This is a genomic window from Paenibacillus sp. FSL K6-4396, from assembly GCF_038002525.1.
In the GTDB taxonomy this organism is placed as follows: Bacteria; Bacillota; Bacilli; order Paenibacillales; family Paenibacillaceae; genus Paenibacillus; species Paenibacillus amylolyticus_B.
In genome coordinates this window covers 1,494,357-1,517,698 of the sequence record NZ_JBBOCR010000001.1, presented here as the reverse complement: position 1 = coordinate 1,517,698, position 23,342 = coordinate 1,494,357, and the positions used below count along the sequence as shown (strand labels likewise).

Below are 23,342 nucleotides of genomic sequence, written 5' to 3'. Positions count from 1 at the left end.
ATATGGGCAATATTCTTTATTCTCTAAGTCATCATTCAATTCTATAATGACAATATTATAACATTTCAGAAGGAGTTGCTGTTATGCGAAACAAACTGGTATACACCCCTCCGGCAAATGGATACCCGGAATGGAACAATAATCCCGAGACTTTTCAAGTAGGCCGTCTACCCGCACATGCGTCTATGGTAGCGTTTCCATCTATAACAGAAGCATTGTCCAATGATTCCAGCGCATCGCCATGGTACGAATCACTGAATGGTCCATGGAAGTTTGCCTTTGCGGAGACACCGGAGCAACGGATTGCATCCTTTTATGAGAACAACTATGACGCCAGTGACTGGGACGAGATCGCTGTTCCTTCCAACTGGCAGCTACAAGGTTACGATTATCCTCAATATACGAATATGACGTATCCGTGGGTCGAGCGCGAGCCTGAATTGAAGCCACCCTTTGCACCAACAACTTATAATCCGGTGGGTTCGTACATCCGCACGTTTACTGTTCCTGCGGACTGGAAAGACCGGCCTGTCCTGCTGCACTTTGAGGGCGTTGAATCTGCCTTCTATGTATGGGTCAACGGGGAACTCGTCGGTTATAGCGAAGACACGTTTACACCCGCAGAATTTGATATCACCTCATATCTGACGGAAGGTGAAAACAAGCTGGCTGTGGAGGTATATCGCTGGTGTGATGCGAGCTGGCTGGAAAATCAGGATTTCTGGCGGCTAAGCGGCATATTCCGTGGTGTATACCTGCATTCACCTTCCCCGGTTCAGATCGCCGATTTCTTTGTTCGCACTGAACTGGATGATGCCTATCAGGATGCGGAGCTGCTGTTGGATGTGAAATTATTCAATCATAATGCGGTGCAGACGACTGCCGGATTGTCCGTTCAGGCACAGCTCTATGATGCACAACAGCAGACTGTACTGAAGCAACCACTTACTGCGGCGGTCACTTTCCAGGGCGAGGATGAACTTTCATTCCAGTTGTCAGCAGAGGTTATCAATCCGCTTCTATGGAGCGCCGAGACCCCCCATCTATATACACTTGTGCTGTCCATTCAGAATGAATCGGGCGAAATACTGGAGGCTGTTCGCAGCCGGATCGGATTCCGCAAGTTTGAACTGAAGGATGGCCTGATGCAAATCAACGGCAAACGCATTGTGTTCAAGGGCGTCAATCGTCATGAATTTTCCCCGGATAAGGGTCGAGCCATTGGTCGGGAAGACATGATCCGTGACATCGAGTTGATGAAATCCTATAACGTTAACGCTGTGCGTACATCCCATTATCCGAATCAGTCACTCTGGTACGAACTGTGTGATGAATATGGCCTCTATGTCATTGACGAAACGAATCTGGAGACTCACGGTACCTGGGATTATGGGCAAAAGGAAATGAATGAAAACAATATTCCCGCAAGTAAGCCGGAATGGCGTAGTAACGTAATAGATCGCTGTAACTCGATGTTCCAACGGGACAAAAACCATCCGTCCGTTATTATCTGGTCTCTGGGTAATGAATCCTTCGGCGGCGATAACTTCATCGCCATGTACGATTATCTGAAACAAGTCGATCCGACCCGTCTCGTTCATTATGAAGGGACTTTCCATTATCGCCCTTCTGATTCGGCAAGTGATATTGAATCCACAATGTATATCAGCCCACAAGATGTGGAGCAATACGCGCGCATGAAGGGTCCGAAGAAACCTTATATTATCTGCGAATACAGCCATGCCATGGGTAACTCTTGTGGAGGTCTGCATCTGTATTGGGATTTGTTCGATAAATATGATGTGTTGCAGGGTGCATTCATCTGGGACTGGGTCGATCAGTCCATTCGTACCACTACGGCAGACGGTGTAGAATATTTTGCTTATGGCGGCGATTTCGGTGAATCTCCTCATGATGGCAATTTCTGCGGAAACGGACTGATTCTGGCCGACAAGACAGTTACACCGAAGCTGGAAGAAGTGAAGAAATGTTATCAGAACGTTCGTATGGAAGCCATTGACGTCAAAGAAGGCTTGCTGCGCATTCGAAACCAGTTCCTGTTCACGGATCTGAGCGAATACTCACTGGTATGGACACTAGCACATAATGGCGTGTCTGTAGAGAACGGCACGTTGGACATCGCGGTACCTCCTGGCGAATCGACTGAAGTCCGTATCCCTTACACACCATCATCCGATCTGTTCAAAGAAGCGGTATTGACTGTATCTCTGGTAACCAAAGTTGCAACCAAATGGGCAGGAACAGGTCATGAAATCGGCTGGGATCAGTTCGTGGTATCTCCGCGATTGCGTCCAATCCAACTGGTACACCAAGGACAAGACAATTCGCCACAGGTACAGGATCTGCAAGATGAATTGAAAGTAGCTATAGGTCAAGTCACGTTGAGCTTTAACCCGACTACTGGCGCGTTGACGTCTTATCAGATCAATAATCAGGAGCAATTGCTGGCACCTGTCCGCCCGAATTTCTGGAGAGCCATGACAGACAATGATATGGGGAACCGCCTGAATGAGCGTTCTGCCTTCTGGAGAGATGCTCACGCTACCAGCAGATTAATTCGCTTTGAACACCATGCAGACGAGCAAGGCATTCTAGTGACGAGCGATTATACGTGGGATCAACATCCGGGATGTACGCTGTCTATTACGTACCGAATTAGTCCGGATGGCGTGCTCGAAATCAGCCAAACTCTTATTCCAGGCGAGGGCCTACCCGATCTACCGGAATTTGGTATGCTGCTGCAACTGAATAGCAGCCTGGATACGATATCCTGGTACGGCAGAGGTCCGCATGACAACTACGCAGACCGTCTAACCAGTGCACGTCTTGGCTATTACACAGGTGCGGTTCGAGATCAATTTGTTCCATATCTGAAACCACAAGAGTGTGGTAACAAAACGGATGTACGCTTTGCCGAAATTACGTCAGCGGATGGTCAAAGTGGCCTTCATGTTGAAGCCAACATACCATTTGAAATCAATGCGTTGCCGTGGACACCGGAGGAACTGGAAGCAAACGACCATGTTTACAAATTACCTCAGAGTACACAGACTGTCGCTCGCATCAATTACAAGCAAATGGGTGTCGGCGGAGACGATAGCTGGGGCGCACGTACCCATGCTGAATACACCTTGCCAGCCAACCGAGCGTATCACTTCACCTTTACGGTAAGACCTGTATAACATCAAGCAAGTACTGCTGGCAGCATGCCGGCAGTGCTTTTTTTTGTTGGGGCAGTGAGTAGTGAGTGTTTGAAGTTTTCCATGGGAACATTATAATGAATGAGGTGCAAGAAAAGATCTTTATTAGCTATTACTCTATTACGAGGTGAGAATTTGCAATATCTGTTTATCACCCTCTTCATTCTTGGATTTATCGCATTTTTGGGATTTCTTATTCTGATGATCTTATCTATTCGCAAAGGTAATAGGTTACCGATCAGATTTATTTTTCTAACGACTTCCTGTTTTGCGATTGCTTCAATAGGTTTATATGGGATGCTGAATTTATCTTCGAACTCTACTCAGTCTGAAATAGATCAGGCGTTGGAACACGAATCAAGTGACGCTACAACAGAAAAAAATCCAGCAACTTCAACCCAGATTAAACTTTCGGGCCTCCACATGACTACCGATGAATTCCAAAACAAGTTTAATGGCGCCGTGGGCAAATACCGACTGAATGGTTTGAGTATTACCCGCTTGGATATGAAAGACTCTTCCGAGCAGGGCACTGGTACTTTCGAGTATGTATTCAATGACGAGTTGCGTTTGGTTGGTGCAGTGAATGCAGATAAGAGCATTCAGGAATTCAGGTTATACGCAACTGGCGATACGCGTAAACCAACAGGTGGAATTTATATGACTGCTATCGCCACACTCATTCTCACAACCAATAGTCAGTACTCGTATAACGATGCACAAGATGTCATTCAGGATATGCGTCTATTGGATCGCGACGTGAATCAGTCTGATTTTGATGGGGCGACAGTTCGCAACGGATTGGAATATCGCTTCAGCGTACAAGATCATGAACACTCTACTTTTGAAATAACTGTTGCGAAATAAGATGCGATTGTGCAAAAAGGTAAAAAGGCCGCTCCATGAAGGAACGGCCTAACGTGTGGTATGTACTATAGGAATGATTCAGTGTTTGCCACCAAACCAATGATGAACGCCTCCACCATGCGAGAGTTACTCAAAAGTTACAGTCTCGCTTTGATTGTTCCAACTCATTTTAAAGGTAATCGGGTCTTTCGTTTTCTCCGCCTCAGTAACCGTTCCCGACATACTGAACGGTACCCCTTGTTCCTCAAGCGCTTTTCCCTGTTGGTCTATATTACTGCCGGTAAGGTCAAACACAAAATCCTTTATACGCTTTTCATCACCTATATAAGTAATACTATAGTTCCCTGTTGATCTCTGAAGAGACACATCCCAGTTATCGCTCTTTCCGTGTAGCCTATCATCCGCACTACAAGCTGAGACAATAGATAAAATTAATATAGTACAAAGAATCAATGGCAATTTAAATAATTTCATAAAATCCCTCCAATATAATAAAATAACCATAAATTGAAAAATCAATCTCGAAAAACGGCTGATAAACCAATTGGCTAGATTATCAGATCAGAGCTAAGCTAGGTTACGTGTGAAAAATCATGTATGTGTTACCTATCTTGTATATCTATCGATGTCATCGCTCGCAGATTCGTGCTCTCTTCTATGATAGTCTTCATGCTGACGGACATCGTTCTTTAACTTCGCTAAGAATCCCCAGCCCATAAAGGCAAGTAACAGCACCGTAATCAGTGCATAAGCAAAGCTATATAAATTCATAAAAAAGTTGATAAATATTGCAGCGAGCATCAAGCCCAGAATCCATAATGTCCACTTCGTACCCTTTTTCAAAATCATTTCCTCCTCAAATAGTTCCTAATAAACCTTCTATGTATCCCTGTACATACGAAATCATAGAAACAAGGTTTCAATCTCAGGGCTCCAAATCTACATTTAGAGCGATTCCCAAATCATTTATAAGCATCAGTTCCCAGAGAAACATCTAATGTGCCAGACATCCCTTGAGCAGAAGAGGTACTCACATAATACCAACCCGTCGACAACGCTTTGTCACTATAATATGTATGCTCTTTTCCATCTGCCGGGACACTGCCAGACGTTATCTCGGTTCCACTAGTAGATCTTTTATTGATCGTAAATGTGAAGCGTTTCGAACCCCTGTTTTTAAAACTCACTTTCACATAACTAAATCCTGCCGGAATATTAAACCGATGCGTATTTGTAGTACCTGCGAAATCCTCATTATTAATTACTGTTAATGGAGTTGATGGAGTACTTCTAGGTTCAGTTGCTAATCTCCCTTCAGAATTAGAAGTGAAATTATAAATTAAGATAATAACAGCAATAGAAACCAAAACTGCTAATATCATTTTTCTAATATGTTTCATGATATATGCCCTCCATATCTCTTGATACTAATTTTGATTATGCAAATACTCAACAACACAAAAACCACTCCCTAATAATTTCCAAGAAGTGGTTTTTGTATTATTTATAATTTGTATCAGTGACTGCTTCACCAATTCTCGTCACATCGTAACTAGAATCCACTCCGCCAGGCACATGATGCTTTAAAGGTTTTTACACCTTTATTACATCATGCCGCCCATTCCACCCATACCGCCCATGTCAGGCATTCCGCCACCAGCACCTGCAGGTTCTGGTTTGTCAGCGATAACTGCTTCAGTAGTCAAGAACATTGCTGCTACGGAAGCCGCGTTTTGCAATGCATAACGAGTTACTTTCGCAGGGTCAACGATACCAGCTTCGATCATGTTAACCCACTCGCCAGTTGCAGCGTTGAAGCCGATGCCTGTTTGTTCTTTTTTCAGACGTTCCACGATTACTGAACCTTCTTCGCCAGCGTTAGCTGCGATTGTGCGGATTGGTGCTTCCAAAGCACGCAGGACGATGTTTACGCCTGTTTGCTCGTCACCGGACAGAGCTACAGCCGCAACCGCGCTATATACGTTCATGAGCGCTGTACCACCACCGGATACGATACCTTCTTCAACCGCAGCGCGAGTTGCGTTCAGGGCATCTTCGATGCGAAGTTTGCGTTCTTTCAATTCTGTTTCAGTAGCCGCACCAACTTTGATTACTGCTACACCGCCGGACAATTTAGCCAGACGCTCTTGCAGTTTCTCTTTGTCGAACTCGGAAGTTGTTTCTTCCAGTTGTGTACGGATTTGGCTAACACGTGCATCGATATCGGATTTGTTACCAGCACCGTCAACGATGATTGTGTTTTCTTTTGTTACACGGATTTGACGAGCTGTACCCAGTTGTTCCACAACAGCGGATTTCAGGTCCAGTCCCAGTTCTTCCGTGATCAATTGGCCACCAGTGAGGGCAGCGATGTCTTGCAGCATTGCTTTACGACGGTCACCAAATCCTGGAGCTTTAACAGCTACAGCATTGAATGTACCACGCAATTTGTTCACAACCAGCATAGCCAGTGCTTCGCCTTCGATATCTTCAGCGATCAATACCAGCGGTTTGCCTTGTTGAACGATTTTCTCAAGCAATGGCAAGATATCTTGCGTGCTGGAGATTTTTTTGTCTGTGATCAAGATGTACGGATTGTCCAAAACAGCTTCCATTTTGTCCGTATCAGTGATCATGTAAGGAGAGATGTATCCACGGTCGAATTGCATACCTTCAACCACTTCAAGCTCTGTAGCGAATCCTTTGGATTCTTCTACTGTGATTACGCCATCTTTACCTACTTTTTCCATAGCTTCAGCGATCAGTTCGCCTACTTCTTCGTCAGCTGCAGAGATTGCTGCAACTTGTGCGATGGATTGTTTGGAATCGATTGGTTTGGAGATGGATTGCAATTCAGCAACCGCAGCTTTAACCGCTTTGTCGATCCCTTTACGGATACCGATTGGGCTAGCGCCTGCAGTTACGTTTTTCAGACCTTCTGTGATCAGCGCTTGCGCCAATACAGTTGCTGTTGTAGTACCGTCACCGGCAACATCGTTGGTTTTTGTTGCTACTTCTTTAACCAGTTGTGCACCCATGTTCTCGAATGCATCTTCCAGTTCGATTTCTTTAGCAATGGTTACACCATCGTTAGTGATGAGCGGGCTTCCGAATTTTTTCTCCAGAACCACGTTACGACCTTTAGGACCGAGTGTTACTTTTACTGCATTAGCCAATGCGTCCACACCACGAAGCATGGAGCGACGAGCGTCTTCACTGAATTTAATGTCTTTAGCCATGTTAAGAAAACCTCCCTAGTTTTTGTTGGAAAATGGTCGTGCTATGTCGTGCTATATGGTTCGGTTATCCGATTAAATTTGAATTAGTCGAGAATCGCGTGAATATCGCTCTCTTTCATAATCAAATATTCTTTACCTTCGAATTTGATTTCTGTACCGGCATATTTGGAGAAAATAACGCGATCTCCTTCTTTCACTTCCAGAGCTACACGTACGCCGTCTTTCAATACTCCAGCACCAACTGCAATGATTCTACCCTCTTGCGGTTTTTCTTTGGCGGAGTCCGGGAGTACGATCCCGAAAGAAGTTGTTTGTTCTTGCTCCAGTGGTTCTACCAATACGCGTTCACCTAAAGGTCTGATCATGAAAAATAGCCTCCTTTTGAAATTATATAACGTTACATTGTAGGTTGTAGCCATATGTATTAGCACTCGACAGTGTTCAGTGCTAACAACCAACTTTATGATACTCAACTTGAAGCATGATTTCAAGTCCTTTTGACGAATTCCTGCGAGAATTTACGTTGAATTTACACAAACATAGCCAAATTACACCCGCTGTGCCTGGTTCTATGTTGCAATTCACTAATCTTATTCTACGAAATTGTTTAACCCTTCTGCAACGTTAACAGACAGTCCCTTCCCCATTGTATCCATTGTTGAACATAATATGCCTGCTTGTCCTTGCTTACAGGGGAACAATCTACAACAATAGCCCGGATAAGAACAGACCGTCTTTTCCGGGCACATTACAAATCATCCTCATCCACACACATACCAGTCATACACCAGCAATGAATGAGATATCCTCTGTTCCATTTTCATATCAACTTATGTTCTAGCCCACATGTTTCTTATCCTCGGCACGAACGTAACGGGATTCGATCTCTTCATCGGCTGCAAGCTGCTTGCGATATACGATTGCGGATAATAACACACTGATCTCATATAACAGGAGCAAAGGAATCATCACCAGCAGATCAGATATAAAGTCTGGAGGTGTAATAACCACTGCAATGAAGATCAGAACAAAATAAGCAACTCTGCGCATCTTGCGAAGGCGAATTGGATTCAGAATCCGCAGTCCTGTCAGAAACATAATAAGTAAAGGAAGTTCAAATAACAGGGACACAGGCAGCACAATGCCAAACAGGAAGCTGAAATACTGCTTCATCCCGTAGGTCTCCACAAGCCCCATCTTCTCCGTTATCGCTGTTGTGAAGGCAAGTGCCATTGGAAAAATAACATAATACGAGAAAGCCATTCCTGTCAGAAATAAGAGAAACACATAGGGCACATACTTCAGCGTCGCTTTTCGTTCGCGCGGCTTTAGCCCTGGACTAACAAACTTCCAGATCTGATACACCGTAAATGGAAGTGTAATTATAAGTGAAAACAGCCCTGCAATCTTCATGTAGATGCCAATCCCGTCCCAAAACGAGAAGGCATGCAATACAAAACCTTTTGCCGACTCTGCCTTGGTCAGATATTGGTATACCGGGTCCGCCACAAAAAATCCTGCAATCAGTCCCAGCACAAAAATACTTAATACGTAGATCAGCCGCTTCCGCAGCTCACTCAGATGTTCCGTAATCGACATTTCTTCCATTTGCTGCGTCATGCCTGCCCCCCATTATTGCCAGCTTAAAATACAAAACCCTTCCGGCAGGAAGGGATTTCTCTTTCATTGCCGTCAAGATTATTCCGGCAGGCGTTTATCAGCAGGCTTGTCTGCAGGTGTGCTCTCAGCTGCCAGCGGTTTCGCCTTCTCCTGCTCTTTGCGATTGGACGAGTCATCCTCAGAGATAATCTCGCGAGCGCCTTCTTTAAATTCACGGAAGGTACGCCCAACTGCACGTCCCAGTTCCGGAAGTTTGTTGGGTCCAAACAACAACAATGCAATCACGGCCAGCAAAATAAAACCCGTTGGTCCAATGGAACTTAACATTGATAATCCTCCTCGTCTCAAGCTTCGAAGATGCGCATACTCGGCCAGATGTTCATAGATGTCTCTGCTGCGTTCTTAATTTAAGCCCATCATACCATAGATGTAACCACTTACATAACCCGCAAAATTCACAAATAAGAGATGTCACTAGAACAATCTAACAACAGTCATGGCTAATCGGATATCTTGCCCCAGAGTCCATGCTCGATTATTGCTTGAACTGACCCGTAACCATCAGCAGCGCTTCCGGAAGCTGATCCATAATGGCAGCCAGATGTTCGTGCACACCCTTTGGTGTACCTGGCAGATTAACAATCAGCGTACGTCCACGAATGCCACATACCCCACGGAACAGCATTGCAGAACGGTTTTTGCTCATTACACTGTACCGCATGGCCTCTGCCATCCCGGGAACTTCCCGCTCAATTACGCGCCGGGTCGCTTCCGGAGTAATATCACGAATGGCCAGCTCCGTTCCACCGGTAGTCAGTACCAGATCGGCGTGAAAATAATCCGTCATCTCAATCAAAGCCGCAATAATCTCATCGGGTTCATCCGGAACGATACGGTACTCCACGATTTGACCACCCAGCTCTTCTTCCACCAGCTCCCGAATGACTTGTGCACTCGTATCCTCACGTTCCCCGCGGGCTCCTTTGTCACTGGCTGTCAGGATTGCTGTTCTCCACACCATAAAGATCACCCTTCTCCTCTATGAAAATAAATATTGCCTATCGGCTGTAATCACCGTTTTTGCCACCACTCTTGGAATTCAACATGGTTGGACCGATAATCATATCTTTTTGCATGGCCTTGCACATGTCATAGACCGTCAGTGCTGCAGCTGAGGCAGCCGTGAGCGCCTCCATCTCAACACCCGTTTTGCCTTCGGTTTTGACAGTAACTTCAATGTGTAATTCATCCACTCCATTATCATGAAAACGAATATCCACACCCGTCAGTGCCAGCGGATGGCACATCGGAATCCAATCCGACGTTTTCTTCGCGCCTTGAATCCCGGCAATCTGAGCCACAGCCAGAACATCACCTTTGCCGATTCGGCCCTCCCGAATCGCTTCCAGTGTATCTGGATTCATCGTCACTTTCGTTACGGCCACAGCCGTACGTACGGTAATTTCCTTACCTGAAATATCAACCATCCGGGCCCGCCCCTGTTCATTAAAATGGGTCAGTTTTCCACCCGAAGCCTGGCCGTTGTTCACTTCTGAACTCAATCACATCACAACCCTTTATTCGATATGTAATATACCTTCGGTTGTTATCAACAGATCAATCCGCAGATCGAGCAGGTCCATCGGGATATCCTCTTGTAACTGACCCGGCAATACCATCGCAGCCATCAACGGTTTCTTGCCCGTCATCACACATGTTGCTGCAAGCGTCTCGGCAAAACGATCATAATAACCGCCACCATAACCAATACGCCCGCCATGGAGATCATAACCAAGTCCCGGTACCAATATGAGATCGATATCCGGCCAATCATCAGGCGTCAGGACTTCACAGGAATCCTTGGGTTCCGGTATCCCCCATATGCCTGGCTCCAGATCTTGTTCTCCGGCCACCCGCCGTAACTCCATTCGAGGTGGATTCGCCAAGACTTTTGGTGCAAACATCACATCTCCATGATTCCAGCCCTCTTGAAACAGAAAAGCTGTGGATGCTTCGCTTCCATAGGACAAATAACTGAATATGACGAGTGGTTTGTTCACAACCTTGCTCTTGGCCTGTCTAAGGCGCTCCAGCTCCCGCTTCACTCCAGCGTTAATCTTAGTCATCGCCTGCTGATGCATGCTTGCATCCATCAGATCACGGCTCTGTCTCAGTCTGGATCGAAGCTGACTTTTCAGTTCCGCATGATCCTGCATATCCTTGAATAACCTCCTGTTGATAGGGAAGGTAGAAAAAAGCTCTCATTAAAAAAATTTATATGTTATGACCAGTTGTCATCTTGTTGAAAGGGTTAAAATGATTCATTTTCTGCAAAATCCTCATGTATTAACATGCCTTCTTTCAGTTTATCATTGATTGATCAAAAAGACTACATACCCCATGCGTTCCCAATCGGTGCAATTGCTCTGTATTTCATGTAAACTGGGATATAGTTGTCATATCAAGAACTGGACCTATGGAGGAACTTAATTTTATGCTGCTGCAAGTATCCGGAATTATCAAACGTTTTGGTGTCGATCCAATCCTGGACGGCGTGAACTTACAAATATTAGAACGCGAGCGCATCGGCCTCGTTGGCGTAAACGGTGCAGGGAAATCCACTTTGCTCAAAATTGTAGCCGGTGAAATGTCCTATGATGGAGGACAGATTTTCAAGTCCAAAGAAACAACGCTCGGTTACCTCGCTCAGAACAGCGGGCTGCAATCCGATCGCAGCATCTGGGAAGAAATGATGAACGTCTTCGCTCACCTGACACAAGCTGAAGCTGATTTGCGTCAGATGGAACGCGATATTGCCGACCCTGCCCAGATGGAAGATGAGAAAAAGTATGCTGACCTGCTGGAACGTTATGCGAAACGCTCCGATTGGTTCAAGGACCATGGCGGTTATGAGATGGAAACCCGCATTCGCAGCGTACTGCACGGGATGGGATTCGGCGAATTTTCGCCAGACACCCCCATTGCAACTCTGAGCGGCGGGCAGAAGACACGCCTTGCCCTTGCTCGTATTTTGCTTCAGGCACCTGATCTGCTCATGCTGGACGAGCCTACCAACTATCTCGACATCGCCACCCTTACATGGTTGGAAGATTATCTGAGAGGTTATTCAGGCGCACTGCTCGTGGTATCCCATGACCGGTACTTCCTTGATCGACTCGTAACAACCATCGTTGAGATCGAACGTCACCGCTCCAAAAAATATACGGGAAATTACAGTCGTTATATGGAGCTCAAAGCTGCCGAGTATGAAACTCAGATGAAGCAATATGAGAAACAACAGGGTGAAATCTCCAAGATGGAAGATTTTGTCCAGAAAAACATTGTACGTGCTTCGACGACCAAACGGGCGCAAAGCCGGCGCAAAGCCCTCGACAAAATGGAGCGGCTTGATAAACCGATGGGAGATCTGAAAAAAGCCCATTTTTCCTTCGAAACTGCCGTGATGTCAGGCAAGGAAGTGCTTCGAGTGGATCAGCTGTCCGTCGCTTATGACGAGGCTTCTCCATTGTTCCGCAACGTATCCTTCGATCTGCGGCGTGGGGAAACGGTTGCTCTGATTGGTCCAAACGGTATAGGTAAATCCACCATGCTGAAGTGCCTCACTGGAAGTTTACGTCCGGTGACCGGGGAGATCCAATGGGGAACAAAAGTGCAGATCGGCTATTATGATCAGGAACAGACTGGGCTCAATCCGTCCAACACGGTTCTGGAAGAACTGTGGAGTGCCTATCCCGGGATGGAAGAAGCACGCATTCGGACCGTACTGGGGAACTTTTTGTTCAGCGGTGACGATGTGCTCAAGAAAATTTCCTCCCTCAGCGGCGGTGAGAAAGCACGTGTCTCTCTCTCCAAGCTGATGCTGAAGGAAGCCAACATGCTCATTCTGGATGAGCCTACGAACCATCTCGACCTGTTTGCCAAAGAAGTGCTGGAAGCGGCATTAATGGATTATGAAGGCACCCTGCTATTCATCTCCCATGACCGGTACTTCCTCAACAAAATGGCTGAACGCATTGTCGAGCTTCATCCAGGTGGAACGGAACACTATCTCGGAAATTATGATGATTATGTGGAGAAAAAACAGGAGCTTGAGGACATCGCACGTGAAGCTGCTGAGGCACGTCAGGCTTCATCCAAGAACTCGTCCAAATCCGATCTGAACACAGCCACAACCGAAAAATCCGGAGCGGCTTCATTCGAAGCGGAAAAACAGGCGAAGCGTGAAGAGCGTAACCGGCAACGCAAGCAGGAAGCTCTGGAACAACAGATTGCGGAGTTGGAAACGAAGATTACCGAACTTGAGACACAGATGGCTCTGCCTGAAATCTATCAGGATTATATGAAGCTGCAAGAACTCCAGCAACAATCGGAGGAACACAAAGCAGAACTCACCAAGGCATACGAGGACTGGGAAGAACTAGCTATGGAATAGTACGAATAGTACAGACTCAGATCATGGCTTGATCGGCTCTATGCAAGTATAGTTGTACCACCGGCTGATTCCTTATTGGGATCAGCTTTTGTTTGTTGAGGATGAGTATTAAAGCTATGCACCTTATGTTCTTTATGTTCCTTGAGATTGAACTCTAACATACGGAGGTTAGGGAGCTGTTTTGACTTTTGTCAAATTTACTCGAATGAAGAGAAATATTTTTATCCATCTGCCCCTCACACTTATCCACAAGAAAGCAAGATAGCAAGCACATTAATAAGCTTAATTATACAGCGGTAGAATAGCCTTTTACACACAAAAACCATATTTATCCACCAAGTTATCCACTTTATCCACAACTTTGTGGATAGTAAAGAGTCATTCTATCCCCTAAACCCTTTTCCTTTCGAAAACTATACTGGTTTGGCTTTATCCTAGTTACCCACAATTTTCACTGGATATGTGGATAACTATAGTCACACCTTGACAAATGCATCCTTCCACTCCTCAATGTTCCTCCATAATAAGACAAAAGCAGACCTTTGTCATTCAAGGCCTGCCCGTCATTTATTTACTATATGCCATGCATATTTACATCAAATCGCAATTGCTACTATTGCCGCTGTAGATGCGATCTGGCAAAGATGTTTTACGCATGTGCTTCTTGTTCATGCTGTTCGGAAGACTCCGCCTTAAGCCCAGCAGCATTACAAGCCGCTACATAAGCCAAACCGGCAGCCATGACGATATCATTATGTGTTGCTGTTCCCCGGAACTCACGTCCTGCACGCTCCACGGTAACTACAGCTTCTGCACTTGCACCCTCTCCACCACTCAAGGCATGCATCTCCATATCTACAAATGCAATATCATCGGAAATACTTTGACCAATCGCACGGATGGTTGCATCCACGGGTCCACCGCCAACAGCAGAGTAAGAATGTTCTCCAGCGCTTGTGCGAATGCGAACGGCGGCCATTCGATCCGTCATACTGCCCGCCGTCACCTGTAATTCAACCAGTTCATAGTCCTGTGCAGGAATATTCATGGTCTGGCTAACCATCTGTAATAACTGGTCGTCACTGACCACTTTTTGCTGGTCTGCGGTTTCTTTAAATACCTCATACAATTGCTCCATCTGTTGCTCATCCGGCTCAAAACCATATTTGCGAACCCGGTCCTTCAGAGCGTGACGACCGGAGTGTTTGCCCAGAATAATCATGCTGCGTGGGATACCCAGCGCTTCCGGGTCCATAATCTCATAGGTGCTCCGATTCTTCAGCAGACCATCCTGATGGATGCCGGATTCATGCTGGAATGCATTACGTCCTACCACTGGCTTGTTGTACGCAATCGGGAAGTGCATCGCACGGCTGATCTGACGTGAAGTCTCATACAGCTGATTCAGCTTAATGTTCGTCGTTGCACCAATTGCGTCTCCCCGAGTCTCCAGCGCCATAATCAGCTCTTCCAGTGCACAGTTCCCCGTCCGTTCTCCGATACCATTGATGGTCACTTCAATCTGGGTAGCCCCATTGGCAATCGCAGCCAAACTATTGGCTACGGCCAGGCCCAGATCATTGTGACAGTGAGCACTATAACGAACCTGATCGCCGCCTCTTGCACCCTCACGCACCCGGCGGAACATCTCGCCATACTCATGTGGCAGGGCATAACCGACCGTATCCGGCAGATTGATAATGCTCGCTCCAGCTTCAATGGCGACTTCAACCATTTCAATCAAATCGTCCATCTTGGTACGGGCAGCGTCCATGGCTGTGAACTCTACGATGTCCGTGAACTGGCGTGCATAAGATACCATCTCACGAGCGGTAGCCACCACTTCACTGCGCGGACGGCGCAGTTGATGCTCAATATGAATATCCGAGGAGGAGATAAACAGGTGAATTCGGCGCCGTGCTGCATCCGCTGTTGCTTGAACTGCTGCATCGATATCACCTTTGACCGCACGTGCGAATCCACAGATCTCCACGTTCTGCAACTGTCTCGAAATCGCCTGAACCGCCGCGAACTCACCTGGACTGGAGATCGGGAATCCAGGCTCAATGACGTCGATACCCAGAGAAGCCAGTTGGTGTGCCAGTTCAATCTTTTGCTCGGGTTGCAGACTTGCCCCTGGTGCCTGTTCTCCATCACGCAGCGTTGTATCAAAAATTTCAATCATGCGTTTGTTATTAGTTGTTGTCATATCCATCAACCTCCATCAAATTTTTATAAATAGTTTCGTTACGATCCACGTGCCACAAGAACACCCGCTAATCGCCGAGTTGTTATATATTTTGTTTGTAAATGCGTATGTTGTTTGTAGCTTAGTCCTGAGTGATCATTAAAGCCTGATGAATGTTTAGTGCCTATACTTGTTGTTCAATGTTCATTACTCGTTCGTTGTATATCCCGCTTACCCTCATGACAGAGTGTACGTCGACTTACACCCTGATCCTCTGACTTTTCAATCCCCATATAGTTCTTCCCATGCCCACCCTGCTGCCGGCAGCAAACACAAATAACCCGCCATCTCATATAAGAGACGGCGGGTTATTATCCCCTCCGCGGTACCACTCTCGCTTGATGGGCCAGGCTTGCGCCGGACTCCATCCACCTCGTCGTCTCCGATCCGCTGGATGTGCGTACACGCACGACACCAATGGAATTCGGAGAAACACCCTATAACGGGGGTTAACCGTTGCTGTGTAACACATGTTGTTGTCCATCAGGACAACTGGACGATTGATATCGTCCCCACGCTTCCACAACTCCGTTCCCGGGCGAGATTCGAATGATTCCAGCCACTGCGTCGCACCACCCCGCAGCTCTCTGAGCGCTTTATCGTTCTACTGCTCCCGTTCATCACATTTATAATATGACCTAACTTCATTCATCTTTATTTTGAAAATCAAAAAAAGCCTGCCACCTCATGCAATAATGCAAGAGACGACAGGCTGTTCACCTTCGCGGTACCACTCTTGTTGACTTCCTTCCTGTTCATTCAAGACAACCCATGAATGCTTTCGCATATCCGGATCACTTGAAGCAGCCTGAAAGCCCCCTCAGTTATTGTCAGTTGATCCTTCTAATAACGGTCCTACCGACAACGGCCCATTCACGGAGGCAACCCGTAACCATGTACTTTGGGCCATGATTGGCCTTCGGATTCTCCCAGGGAGTCACCGTGTTCCATCGTTCCGCTTCCAGGTGAGTTTCAGGTTTCCTTCGACTGCGTTGCACCATACCGCAGCTCTCTAAGACCGGGATTGACCTTACTATTCCTGTTCATCGCGTTTATCAGTTCAGGAAAATAACTTCCTGTTTAAATTTGTAACTAATATACATTCTTCACATGCAGGCTGTCAACTCTTAATCTCAAACAGCCTGTTTATATAAACTATAAGTGCGTGTTCAAAAAGATCGGTTTTCAGTACCGAGAAGATGGGATGAAGCTAGAAATGGAGTAGCGGAGCGTAGTCAAAACTACGTGAGCAACTACAATGTTTCCGAAGGAAACATACTTCGTAAGCCTCCCCCTTATTTCGGCTGAATTCCATCTTCGATGCTGATGATGCCGCTAGGCATCATTCGTAATCAAAAGCGGGCTTTTTGAACAACCTCTATAAGGACTGAACGGACCATGCCTCCAGGGAAAGCCCCGGATCTGCCTTCGCATCAAATTCAGCAATTTCTCCCCGCTGCCATTTCAGATATGCAGCCGCTCCGATCATAGCCGCGTTATCCGTACAATATTCCATTGGCGGAATTAACAGTTCAAGCCCTTCCTTCGTGCATCGCTCCTGTAATGCCGAGCGTAACCCCCGGTTAGCTGCAACACCACCACACAACAGTAATTGTCGTGAACCATATTCACGAACTGCTCTAACGGCTTTTTCCACCAACACTTCAACAACAGCTTCCTGGAAACCACGTGCAACCGCAGACGGCTCCAAGGTTTCTCCTCGCATTTTGGCCTGATTGAGCACATTCAGTACAGCAGACTTCAGACCACTGAGACTGAAATCGTACGAACCCGCTTCCAGCCATACCCGTGGTAATGGCACTACATCCTCCGCTTCAGACGCCATCCGGTCCACATGCGGGCCACCCGGATAAGGACAACCCAATGCACGTGCTACTTTGTCATACGCTTCGCCTACGGCATCATCACGTGTACGACCAATCAGTTTGAACTTGCCCTCGGATTCCATATGCACGAGTTCTGTATGTCCACCGGATACGACCAGTGCCATCGCTGGATATTGCAGTTCATGAGTAAGTCGGTTGGCATAGATATGCCCCGCAATATGATGTGTGCCAATGAGTGGTTTGCCCAGTGCCATCGCCATCGTTTTGGCCGCAACGATACCCACCAGCAGTGCTCCGACAAGCCCAGGCCCCTGTGTTACGGCGATTGCACTTAGATCACGTGGACGAATGCCGGACTGTTCGATCGCTTGTTCCAGCATCAACGTAATGACTTCAACGTGTTTGCGTGAAGCCACTTCAGGTACCACTCCGCCAAATGCCTTATGCGTCTCGATCTGACTTGAGATCAGATTGGACAGCACTTCTCTCCCATCCTTAACAACAGCTACCGATGTTTCATCACAGCTTGTCTCCACCGCCAAAATGTAGGAGGGTGCAGAATTTATTTTTTCATTAAGTTCGTTCATGAATCCAGTACGCTTCCTTCCTCTTCGCCGCTCCGGCCTGCAGACGGCAAGTTCGCCCACATAATCATCGCATCTTCCCCATTATCGGAGTAATACCCTTTACGAAGACCTGCCGATTCAAACCCTTTTTTCTGATATAAACGCTGAGCAATGCTGTTAGAGACTCTTACCTCCAGCGTCATTCGTTCCATCCCGAGATAAGCCGCTGTACTCATTAATTCATCCAGTAACTTTTCACCAAGCTTGCGTCCACGATACGCGCCTCTGACTGCAATATTGGTAATATGGGCTTCATCCATGATGGTCCACATACCTGCATAGCCAATGGCTTTTCCTTCCAATTCCATCACCATATATTTAGCAAAATGATTGTGTGTCAATTCATTTTGAAATGCTTCTTCCGTCCAGGGCAGGGTAAAGGCCTCATGTTCAATCTCCATCACATCGGGAATATCCGCGAGTGTCATGAACCTGAACTGAAGCGTTGCTTCCTGCTTATTATTCGCCACATTGTCCATCTGCTTCCCCTCCCCTTTAGTGCGTGTTCAAAAAGACCGGTTTTCAGTACCGAGAAGATGGGATGAGGCTAGAAATGGAGTAGCGGAGCGTAGGAAAACTACGTGAGCAACTACAATGTTTCCAAAGGAAACATACTTCGTAAGCCCCCCCGCTTATTTCGGCTGAATTCCATATTCGATGCTGATGATGCCACCAGGTATCCTTCGTAATCAAAAGCGGACTTTTTGAACAACCTCTTTTAGCCTTTGCGCAGTAGATTGGCTTCCGCTTCAGACAACTGGGTGTAGTTCGGCACCAGTGCATGCACGTCATCACGCTGACCTGCAAGCAGCGCGGCGGCGCCAAGGCGCCCAACCCAGCGGCCTTCCAGCTCATAAGGTACGAGCTGGAGTGCCGTTCCTGCGGGGCAGCGTAGCTCCGCGGCTGCCGCAGCATGAGGGCCCGTCTCGCCGACGATCCAGACGGCTGCGGGCCGCTCTTCCGGCGCCGCCTCCGCCATGCGGGCGGCGAGGGCTTCCAGCCATCCGTCCATCTTGCGGATGGCATCAGGCGCCAAACGCCGGGGCGCATCGCTCCCGGCGGAGGCAAACAGCGCGGTGCACGCTTGACCGCGCCGTGCATCCACAAGCGGAACGATCCAGTGGACAGGGGCAGCACCTGTGCTGCCCTGGTCCGCGGATGGCGTTCCGCCAGCCCCTGCTGCGGCTTCCTCTGCCGCAGCTTCTGCCTTGGCGGCTAGGCCGCTGTGCCAGCCGCCCCAGGCGAGGGCCTGAAGGCTGGACACCCCGGCTACGGGGATGTCCCACGCCCAGGCCAGTGTCTTCGCCGCGGTCACCGCAATGCGGATGCCCGTGTACGAGCCTGGGCCAACGCCAACGGCAATGCCGTCAAGTTGCCCAGGCTGTGTGTTGCTGGCGGCCAGCAGCTGTTCCATCACCGGTACAACGTGTACCGAATGGTTGCGCTCAGCCCGTTCATTGCGCTCTTCCAGAAGCGCATGATCTTCCATCATCGCAGCTGCCATCACTGCGGTGGATGTATCCAACGCCAAAAACCGCTGACGCGGCTCTTTTTGTAAATCTTCCATCATCATTTGACTCCATTCTGTCTGAACTGTCGGCACATGGCTGCATAAGTCTCGCCGTACCCATCCAGTGTAATCGTTCGATCCTCCAGGCCCGTTGTTTCAATCTGCACATGCAAATGCTCTTGCGGCAGCAATTCGGGAATGATACTCGACCACTCCACCAGACTGACTCCGGCTCCATAGAAATATTCATCAAGTCCAAGCTCATCCGCTTCTTCCAGCGATATGCGATATACATCCATGTGATACAAAGGTAGACGCCCTTCGTACTCCTTGATTAGTGTGAATGTAGGACTACTTACCACATCACGTACACCCAAATGCCAGGCAAATTTCTGTGAAAATGCCGTTTTTCCCGCGCCCAAATCACCATCCAAAGCAATCACCATGCCGGCGTTTGCCTGTCTGGCGAGTGCGGAAGCAAGTGCTTCTGTATCTGCAATGCCATGGGATTGATACACCCACTGCTCGTGCGTCTGATTCAATATTCGCCCCACCTTTGGCGGTCCAGCCGCCTGAGTTCACTTTGAACCTTATTATATCGGTCCCTTTCTTCCCCCGCAACATCCAAGGAGGCAAGCGGAAATATAACATGCATGATTAGACATGTCTCAAAACTCGCTTCCTTCGAAGTTTCAGACACCTATTAGTAAAAACCAAAAAACCGGCACCTCTCGGTACCGGCCGTGATATGCATATATTTCAGCTTTTATTCATTCTCGAATGCTCAATAACTATATGCTACTTGTATCTACTCCTCCAAGCGGTCCACACGAACCGTCTGGGTATTTCCCGGTCTGCTGCCAACCTGAACGGTTGCCATACCATTGGCTTCATCCACATTCTCGATCCAGACTGGATCTCCCTCCAGCGTAACGGCAATGGTATCTTTGGAATCATAGATCGCTTTGGCGCGCTTCGCATCCATCATCTTATTCATACTCCCCTTCCGGATCTTCGTGGTCTTCCCTAATCATGGTGTCTGTTGTGCTATCACCAATATAACCGTTATCTTCCGTAACCTGCCCCCCGCCTAACCCTTCATTCACCATCCGGTCAATGTCGAGCATGAACGACTCCCGATCAAGGGGCAATTCTTCCGAAGTGACCGCTTCCCAGTTTACAGCTGTAGCAGGTGTATAGAATTCTTCAGCACTTTCGGCTTTGGCAAGAGGATACGGAGAAAATGCATGCTTGTGTGCTTCTTCCTCATCACGTCTGTTTTTCAATATTGCACCTCCCGGCATATGTGCTGCGAGAATAACTACCTATCCCATGCTCATCTTCCTGTCGAAATCCAAGCATGTTTCTGTTATCATCCCCGACTCTTGCCGAACCATACGAATTGTTCGTCTACAAGACGATTATCCCTTGCGCCAGATGCCCATACTATTGAATATAAATCCGTGTTCAAAAAGTCCGGTTTTAGTACCGAGAAGATGGAATTTTTGAACAACCTTTCGAAAGGAGCCGACCTATGCATACCGTCTGGAAAGGCGCAATCAGTTTTGGCCTTGTGCATGTCCCTGTCAAAATGTTCTCGGCTACCGAAGACAAAGACATCTCGATGCGCTATATCCATAAAGTCTGCGGCAGCCCGCTCGCTTATGTTCGTCAATGTCCATCCTGTGAAGTGGACGTGAAGTGGGAAGAGATTACCAAAGGCTATGAATATGAAAAAGGAAAGTTCGTACTCTTCGAGAAAGATGAATTGGAAGCGTTAAATGATTCCACCAGCAAAACCATTACCATCCTGGATTTTGTCGACTTGACTGAGATTGACCCAATATATTTTCAGAAAACATATTACCTTTCTCCCGATCAGGCTGGTGGAAATGCCTACCAGCTCTTGATGAACGCGATGCGGGATACCGGCAAAATTGGCATCGCCAAAATCTCCATTCGCTCGAAAAGCAGTCTGGCTGCCATACGTGTGCTGGAAGATTGCCTTTCCATGGAGACGATTTTCTATCCGGACGAGATTCGTCCTGTCTCCCAGGTGCCCAACTTGCCGGAAGTGCAGAACGTGAATGAAAAGGAACTCACGATGGCAAAGCTGCTGATTGATCAATTGTCCACACCTTTTGAACCCGGTAAATACACCGATGACTACCGCAGCAAACTGCTGGATCTTATCCAGCACAAAGTGGCAGGCGAAGAAATCAAGATTGCTCCAGCCAAACCTGAAGCCAATGTGATGGATTTGATGGCTGCCTTGCAGGCAAGTATTGAGGCCGTGAAGCCTATTCCGGCTGACCCTGGGACAACAACGGCCAAGCCTAAGAAACGTGCGCCACGAAAAACGCCTGCTCAAGCGGTTGCCGGAGGAGAATCCGATACACCCGCTGCACCAGCCAAAAGAAAAAAAGCGACACCCAAACCAAAAGTTTGAATGTCGCTAAGGCAAGACCGATTACGTTATATAACTCATGTAATGAGGTTTACTCCGATCCGGCTTCACAGTCGGATTTTTTTGTTTTCAGAACTATTGAAGCAGTTCTTGTCAATAAAACTCCAGCTATAATTGTAAAATGCGATTGACGAAAGCAGATTTATATTTTATATTAACTTATGAAAAGTAACTTATTTATGAATATACAGTCACCCTGCAATTCTTCTTCAACAGCATGTCATTTAATAATCCGTTTTCAACGCATATAAACAATCAAACGAGAACACATATTATCTATGATCAGGAGGAAACAATCATGAATACAACGTATCAAATCCCTGCCACAACCCATCTGGGTGAAGTGAGTCTCCGAATTATGAACCTGGACCGTTCGATTAAATTCTATACCGATGTGGTTGGATTGAAATTGCTGGAGCGGAGTGGCAAAGTGGCTACACTCACAGCCGACGGGAAACAGTCCCTGCTGCGATTGGAAGAACTGACGGATGGAATTACCCTGCCGGAACGCTCACACGCTGGCTTGTACCATTTCGCCATCCTGCTGCCTGACCGTAAGTCCTTGGGTCTTGCTCTTCGTAATCTGGCTGCATCCGGTATCGATATCGGCCAAGGCGATCACTTGGTCAGCGAAGCCTTCTATATCTCCGATCCCGATCAGAACGGGATTGAGATCTATGCTGACCGTGCACGTGATACCTGGAAACGGGATAGCGACAATAACTACGTAATGGCAAGTGATCCTGTTGATGTGGAAAGCCTGTTTGCCATATCGGAGAATGAACCTTGGCAGGGCCTGCCTGCTGGCACCGTTATTGGTCACGTACATTTCCACGTCCGCAGCCTGGAAGAAGCCCGCAACTTCTACACCGGCGTACTCGGTTTCGATATCGTGGGTAACTTCGCCAACATGTCAGCACTATTTGTATCCGCAGGCGGCTATCATCATCATCTGGGATTGAATATCTGGGCAGGAGTGAATGCACCTGTTAATCCAGATAACGCTACAGGAATTGACTACTTCACCATTGTCTACGCCACAAAGGATCACGTGGAACAAGCACTTGAACAATTGCGTCAATCCGGCGCAGTCGTTACACAAGTAGAGGGTACCTGGTTTACGGTAGACCCACAAAATATTCGTATACGTCTGACAACTGCGAACTGATTTTGTTTAGGCGTTACAATATGTTTGCTTAACCTCATTTTATAAAGCCCGGGTAACTGATTTCTCTACATCACAG

The 23,342-nt window shown here is 47.3% G+C and carries 22 protein-coding genes and 1 other annotated feature; of the genes, 5 read left to right on the top strand and 17 right to left on the bottom strand.

The genetic code is table 11. The annotated features are described in order from the left end of the window. The first annotated feature begins 83 nt into the window (after positions 1-83). Both MHB85_RS06690 and MHB85_RS06685 read left to right on the top strand, forming a co-directional pair. On the top strand, positions 84-3,203 hold the full coding sequence (locus tag MHB85_RS06690; protein ID WP_105597684.1) for a glycoside hydrolase family 2 TIM barrel-domain containing protein: 3,120 nt from the start codon (positions 84-86) through the stop codon (positions 3,201-3,203). A 315-nt stretch (positions 3,204-3,518) separates the two neighbouring features. Beyond that, a complete protein-coding gene (locus tag MHB85_RS06685; RefSeq protein ID WP_143786497.1) occupies positions 3,519-4,088 on the top strand; it encodes a hypothetical protein in 570 nt (189 codons plus the stop codon). A gap of 126 nt (positions 4,089-4,214) precedes the next feature. On the opposite strand, the gene MHB85_RS06680 is transcribed toward MHB85_RS06685, so the two are convergent. The 10 genes from MHB85_RS06680 to MHB85_RS06635 form a co-directional block, all read right to left on the bottom strand. Beyond that, positions 4,215-4,562, bottom strand: coding sequence for a hypothetical protein (locus tag MHB85_RS06680; protein WP_091015379.1), 348 nt, complete (start codon positions 4,560-4,562; stop codon positions 4,215-4,217). 132 nt (positions 4,563-4,694) lie between these two features. Further along, positions 4,695-4,937, bottom strand: a complete 243-nt coding sequence (locus MHB85_RS06675) for a hypothetical protein (protein ID WP_341072663.1) — start codon at positions 4,935-4,937, stop codon at positions 4,695-4,697. 113 nt (positions 4,938-5,050) lie between these two features. Continuing rightward, on the bottom strand, positions 5,051-5,488 hold the full coding sequence (locus MHB85_RS06670) for a hypothetical protein (RefSeq protein WP_091015384.1): 438 nt from the start codon (positions 5,486-5,488) through the stop codon (positions 5,051-5,053). Between the two features lie 204 nt (positions 5,489-5,692). After that, a complete protein-coding gene (groL, locus tag MHB85_RS06665; RefSeq protein WP_036611259.1) occupies positions 5,693-7,327 on the bottom strand; it encodes a chaperonin GroEL in 1,635 nt (544 codons plus the stop codon). A gap of 83 nt (positions 7,328-7,410) precedes the next feature. Then, entirely contained in the window at positions 7,411-7,692 is a 282-nt protein-coding gene (gene groES / locus MHB85_RS06660; RefSeq protein ID WP_017690077.1) for a co-chaperone GroES, read from the bottom strand. 472 nt (positions 7,693-8,164) lie between these two features. Beyond that, entirely contained in the window at positions 8,165-8,947 is a 783-nt protein-coding gene (gene tatC / locus MHB85_RS06655; protein ID WP_192133095.1) for a twin-arginine translocase subunit TatC, read from the bottom strand. 78 nt (positions 8,948-9,025) lie between these two features. Then, positions 9,026-9,274 carry a twin-arginine translocase TatA/TatE family subunit gene (gene tatA, locus MHB85_RS06650; protein WP_036611264.1) on the bottom strand — a complete coding sequence of 83 codons (249 nt, stop codon included), beginning with the start codon at positions 9,272-9,274 and terminating at the stop codon, positions 9,026-9,028. A 208-nt stretch (positions 9,275-9,482) separates the two neighbouring features. Then, positions 9,483-9,968, bottom strand: coding sequence for a MogA/MoaB family molybdenum cofactor biosynthesis protein (locus tag MHB85_RS06645; RefSeq protein ID WP_017690080.1), 486 nt, complete (start codon positions 9,966-9,968; stop codon positions 9,483-9,485). A 37-nt stretch (positions 9,969-10,005) separates the two neighbouring features. Further along, positions 10,006-10,497: a cyclic pyranopterin monophosphate synthase MoaC gene (gene moaC, locus MHB85_RS06640; protein ID WP_306068493.1), complete on the bottom strand. Its 492-nt coding sequence runs from the start codon at positions 10,495-10,497 to the stop codon at positions 10,006-10,008. Positions 10,498-10,524: 27 nt separating this feature from the next. Further along, on the bottom strand, positions 10,525-11,163 hold the full coding sequence (locus MHB85_RS06635; RefSeq protein ID WP_192133093.1) for a 5-formyltetrahydrofolate cyclo-ligase: 639 nt from the start codon (positions 11,161-11,163) through the stop codon (positions 10,525-10,527). Positions 11,164-11,441: 278 nt separating this feature from the next. Between MHB85_RS06635 and MHB85_RS06630 the strand changes: the two genes are divergently transcribed. Beyond that, positions 11,442-13,400: an ABC-F family ATP-binding cassette domain-containing protein gene (locus tag MHB85_RS06630; RefSeq protein ID WP_091015391.1), complete on the top strand. Its 1,959-nt coding sequence runs from the start codon at positions 11,442-11,444 to the stop codon at positions 13,398-13,400. 649 nt (positions 13,401-14,049) lie between these two features. Here the strand turns inward: MHB85_RS06630 and MHB85_RS06625 are convergent. The 7 genes from MHB85_RS06625 to MHB85_RS06595 all read right to left on the bottom strand — a co-directional run bounded on the left by MHB85_RS06625 (position 14,050) and on the right by MHB85_RS06595 (position 20,917). Further along, positions 14,050-15,609, bottom strand: coding sequence for a 2-isopropylmalate synthase (locus tag MHB85_RS06625; protein ID WP_192133091.1), 1,560 nt, complete (start codon positions 15,607-15,609; stop codon positions 14,050-14,052). Positions 15,610-15,941: 332 nt separating this feature from the next. After that, positions 15,942-16,278, bottom strand: a binding site (T-box leader). A gap of 748 nt (positions 16,279-17,026) precedes the next feature. Continuing rightward, positions 17,027-18,082, bottom strand: a complete 1,056-nt coding sequence (gene tsaD / locus MHB85_RS06620; protein WP_091015395.1) for a tRNA (adenosine(37)-N6)-threonylcarbamoyltransferase complex transferase subunit TsaD — start codon at positions 18,080-18,082, stop codon at positions 17,027-17,029. Continuing rightward, positions 18,079-18,600, bottom strand: a complete 522-nt coding sequence (gene rimI, locus MHB85_RS06615; RefSeq protein WP_036668955.1) for a ribosomal protein S18-alanine N-acetyltransferase — start codon at positions 18,598-18,600, stop codon at positions 18,079-18,081. The genes tsaD and rimI overlap by 4 nt, the downstream gene beginning before the upstream one ends. Positions 18,601-18,839: 239 nt before the next feature. Continuing rightward, on the bottom strand, positions 18,840-19,688 hold the full coding sequence (gene tsaB, locus MHB85_RS06610; protein ID WP_341074203.1) for a tRNA (adenosine(37)-N6)-threonylcarbamoyltransferase complex dimerization subunit type 1 TsaB: 849 nt from the start codon (positions 19,686-19,688) through the stop codon (positions 18,840-18,842). Between the two features lie 2 nt (positions 19,689-19,690). After that, the gene (tsaE, locus tag MHB85_RS06605; protein WP_017690089.1) at positions 19,691-20,173 is read right to left on the bottom strand and encodes a tRNA (adenosine(37)-N6)-threonylcarbamoyltransferase complex ATPase subunit type 1 TsaE; all 483 of its coding nucleotides are present in this window, start codon (positions 20,171-20,173) and stop codon (positions 19,691-19,693) included. 266 nt (positions 20,174-20,439) lie between these two features. Further along, on the bottom strand, positions 20,440-20,616 hold the full coding sequence (locus tag MHB85_RS06600) for an H-type small acid-soluble spore protein (protein WP_026081228.1): 177 nt from the start codon (positions 20,614-20,616) through the stop codon (positions 20,440-20,442). Between the two features lie 4 nt (positions 20,617-20,620). Then, complete coding sequence (locus MHB85_RS06595; protein ID WP_192133236.1) at positions 20,621-20,917, bottom strand: hypothetical protein; 297 nt, start codon at positions 20,915-20,917, stop codon at positions 20,621-20,623. A gap of 248 nt (positions 20,918-21,165) precedes the next feature. Here MHB85_RS06595 and ku point away from each other — a divergent pair, with 248 nt between their 5' ends. Next, entirely contained in the window at positions 21,166-22,080 is a 915-nt protein-coding gene (gene ku / locus MHB85_RS06590; RefSeq protein WP_017690092.1) for a non-homologous end joining protein Ku, read from the top strand. Positions 22,081-22,396: 316 nt separating this feature from the next. After that, on the top strand, positions 22,397-23,266 hold the full coding sequence (locus MHB85_RS06585) for a VOC family protein (RefSeq protein WP_091015400.1): 870 nt from the start codon (positions 22,397-22,399) through the stop codon (positions 23,264-23,266). The last annotated feature ends 76 nt before the right edge of the window (positions 23,267-23,342 follow it).

Coding starts and splice junctions, on each gene's coding strand:
- MHB85_RS06690 (WP_105597684.1), top strand. CDS start 84: ATGCGAAACAAACTGGTATACACCCCTCCGGCAAATGGATACCCGGAA.
- MHB85_RS06645 (WP_017690080.1), bottom strand. CDS start 9,968: ATGGTGTGGAGAACAGCAATCCTGACAGCCAGTGACAAAGGAGCCCGC.
- ku (WP_017690092.1), top strand. CDS start 21,166: ATGCATACCGTCTGGAAAGGCGCAATCAGTTTTGGCCTTGTGCATGTC.
- tatC (WP_192133095.1), bottom strand. CDS start 8,947: ATGACGCAGCAAATGGAAGAAATGTCGATTACGGAACATCTGAGTGAG.
- MHB85_RS06635 (WP_192133093.1), bottom strand. CDS start 11,163: ATGCAGGATCATGCGGAACTGAAAAGTCAGCTTCGATCCAGACTGAGA.
- groL (WP_036611259.1), bottom strand. CDS start 7,327: ATGGCTAAAGACATTAAATTCAGTGAAGACGCTCGTCGCTCCATGCTT.
- rimI (WP_036668955.1), bottom strand. CDS start 18,600: ATGGACAATGTGGCGAATAATAAGCAGGAAGCAACGCTTCAGTTCAGG.
- MHB85_RS06685 (WP_143786497.1), top strand. CDS start 3,519: ATGCTGAATTTATCTTCGAACTCTACTCAGTCTGAAATAGATCAGGCG.
- groES (WP_017690077.1), bottom strand. CDS start 7,692: ATGATCAGACCTTTAGGTGAACGCGTATTGGTAGAACCACTGGAGCAA.
- tsaB (WP_341074203.1), bottom strand. CDS start 19,688: ATGGAAGATTTACAAAAAGAGCCGCGTCAGCGGTTTTTGGCGTTGGAT.
- MHB85_RS06625 (WP_192133091.1), bottom strand. CDS start 15,609: ATGACAACAACTAATAACAAACGCATGATTGAAATTTTTGATACAACG.
- tatA (WP_036611264.1), bottom strand. CDS start 9,274: ATGTTAAGTTCCATTGGACCAACGGGTTTTATTTTGCTGGCCGTGATT.
- tsaD (WP_091015395.1), bottom strand. CDS start 18,082: ATGAACGAACTTAATGAAAAAATAAATTCTGCACCCTCCTACATTTTG.
- MHB85_RS06585 (WP_091015400.1), top strand. CDS start 22,397: ATGAATACAACGTATCAAATCCCTGCCACAACCCATCTGGGTGAAGTG.
- MHB85_RS06670 (WP_091015384.1), bottom strand. CDS start 5,488: ATGAAACATATTAGAAAAATGATATTAGCAGTTTTGGTTTCTATTGCT.
- MHB85_RS06630 (WP_091015391.1), top strand. CDS start 11,442: ATGCTGCTGCAAGTATCCGGAATTATCAAACGTTTTGGTGTCGATCCA.
- MHB85_RS06680 (WP_091015379.1), bottom strand. CDS start 4,562: ATGAAATTATTTAAATTGCCATTGATTCTTTGTACTATATTAATTTTA.
- MHB85_RS06675 (WP_341072663.1), bottom strand. CDS start 4,937: ATGATTTTGAAAAAGGGTACGAAGTGGACATTATGGATTCTGGGCTTG.
- MHB85_RS06600 (WP_026081228.1), bottom strand. CDS start 20,616: ATGGATGCGAAGCGCGCCAAAGCGATCTATGATTCCAAAGATACCATT.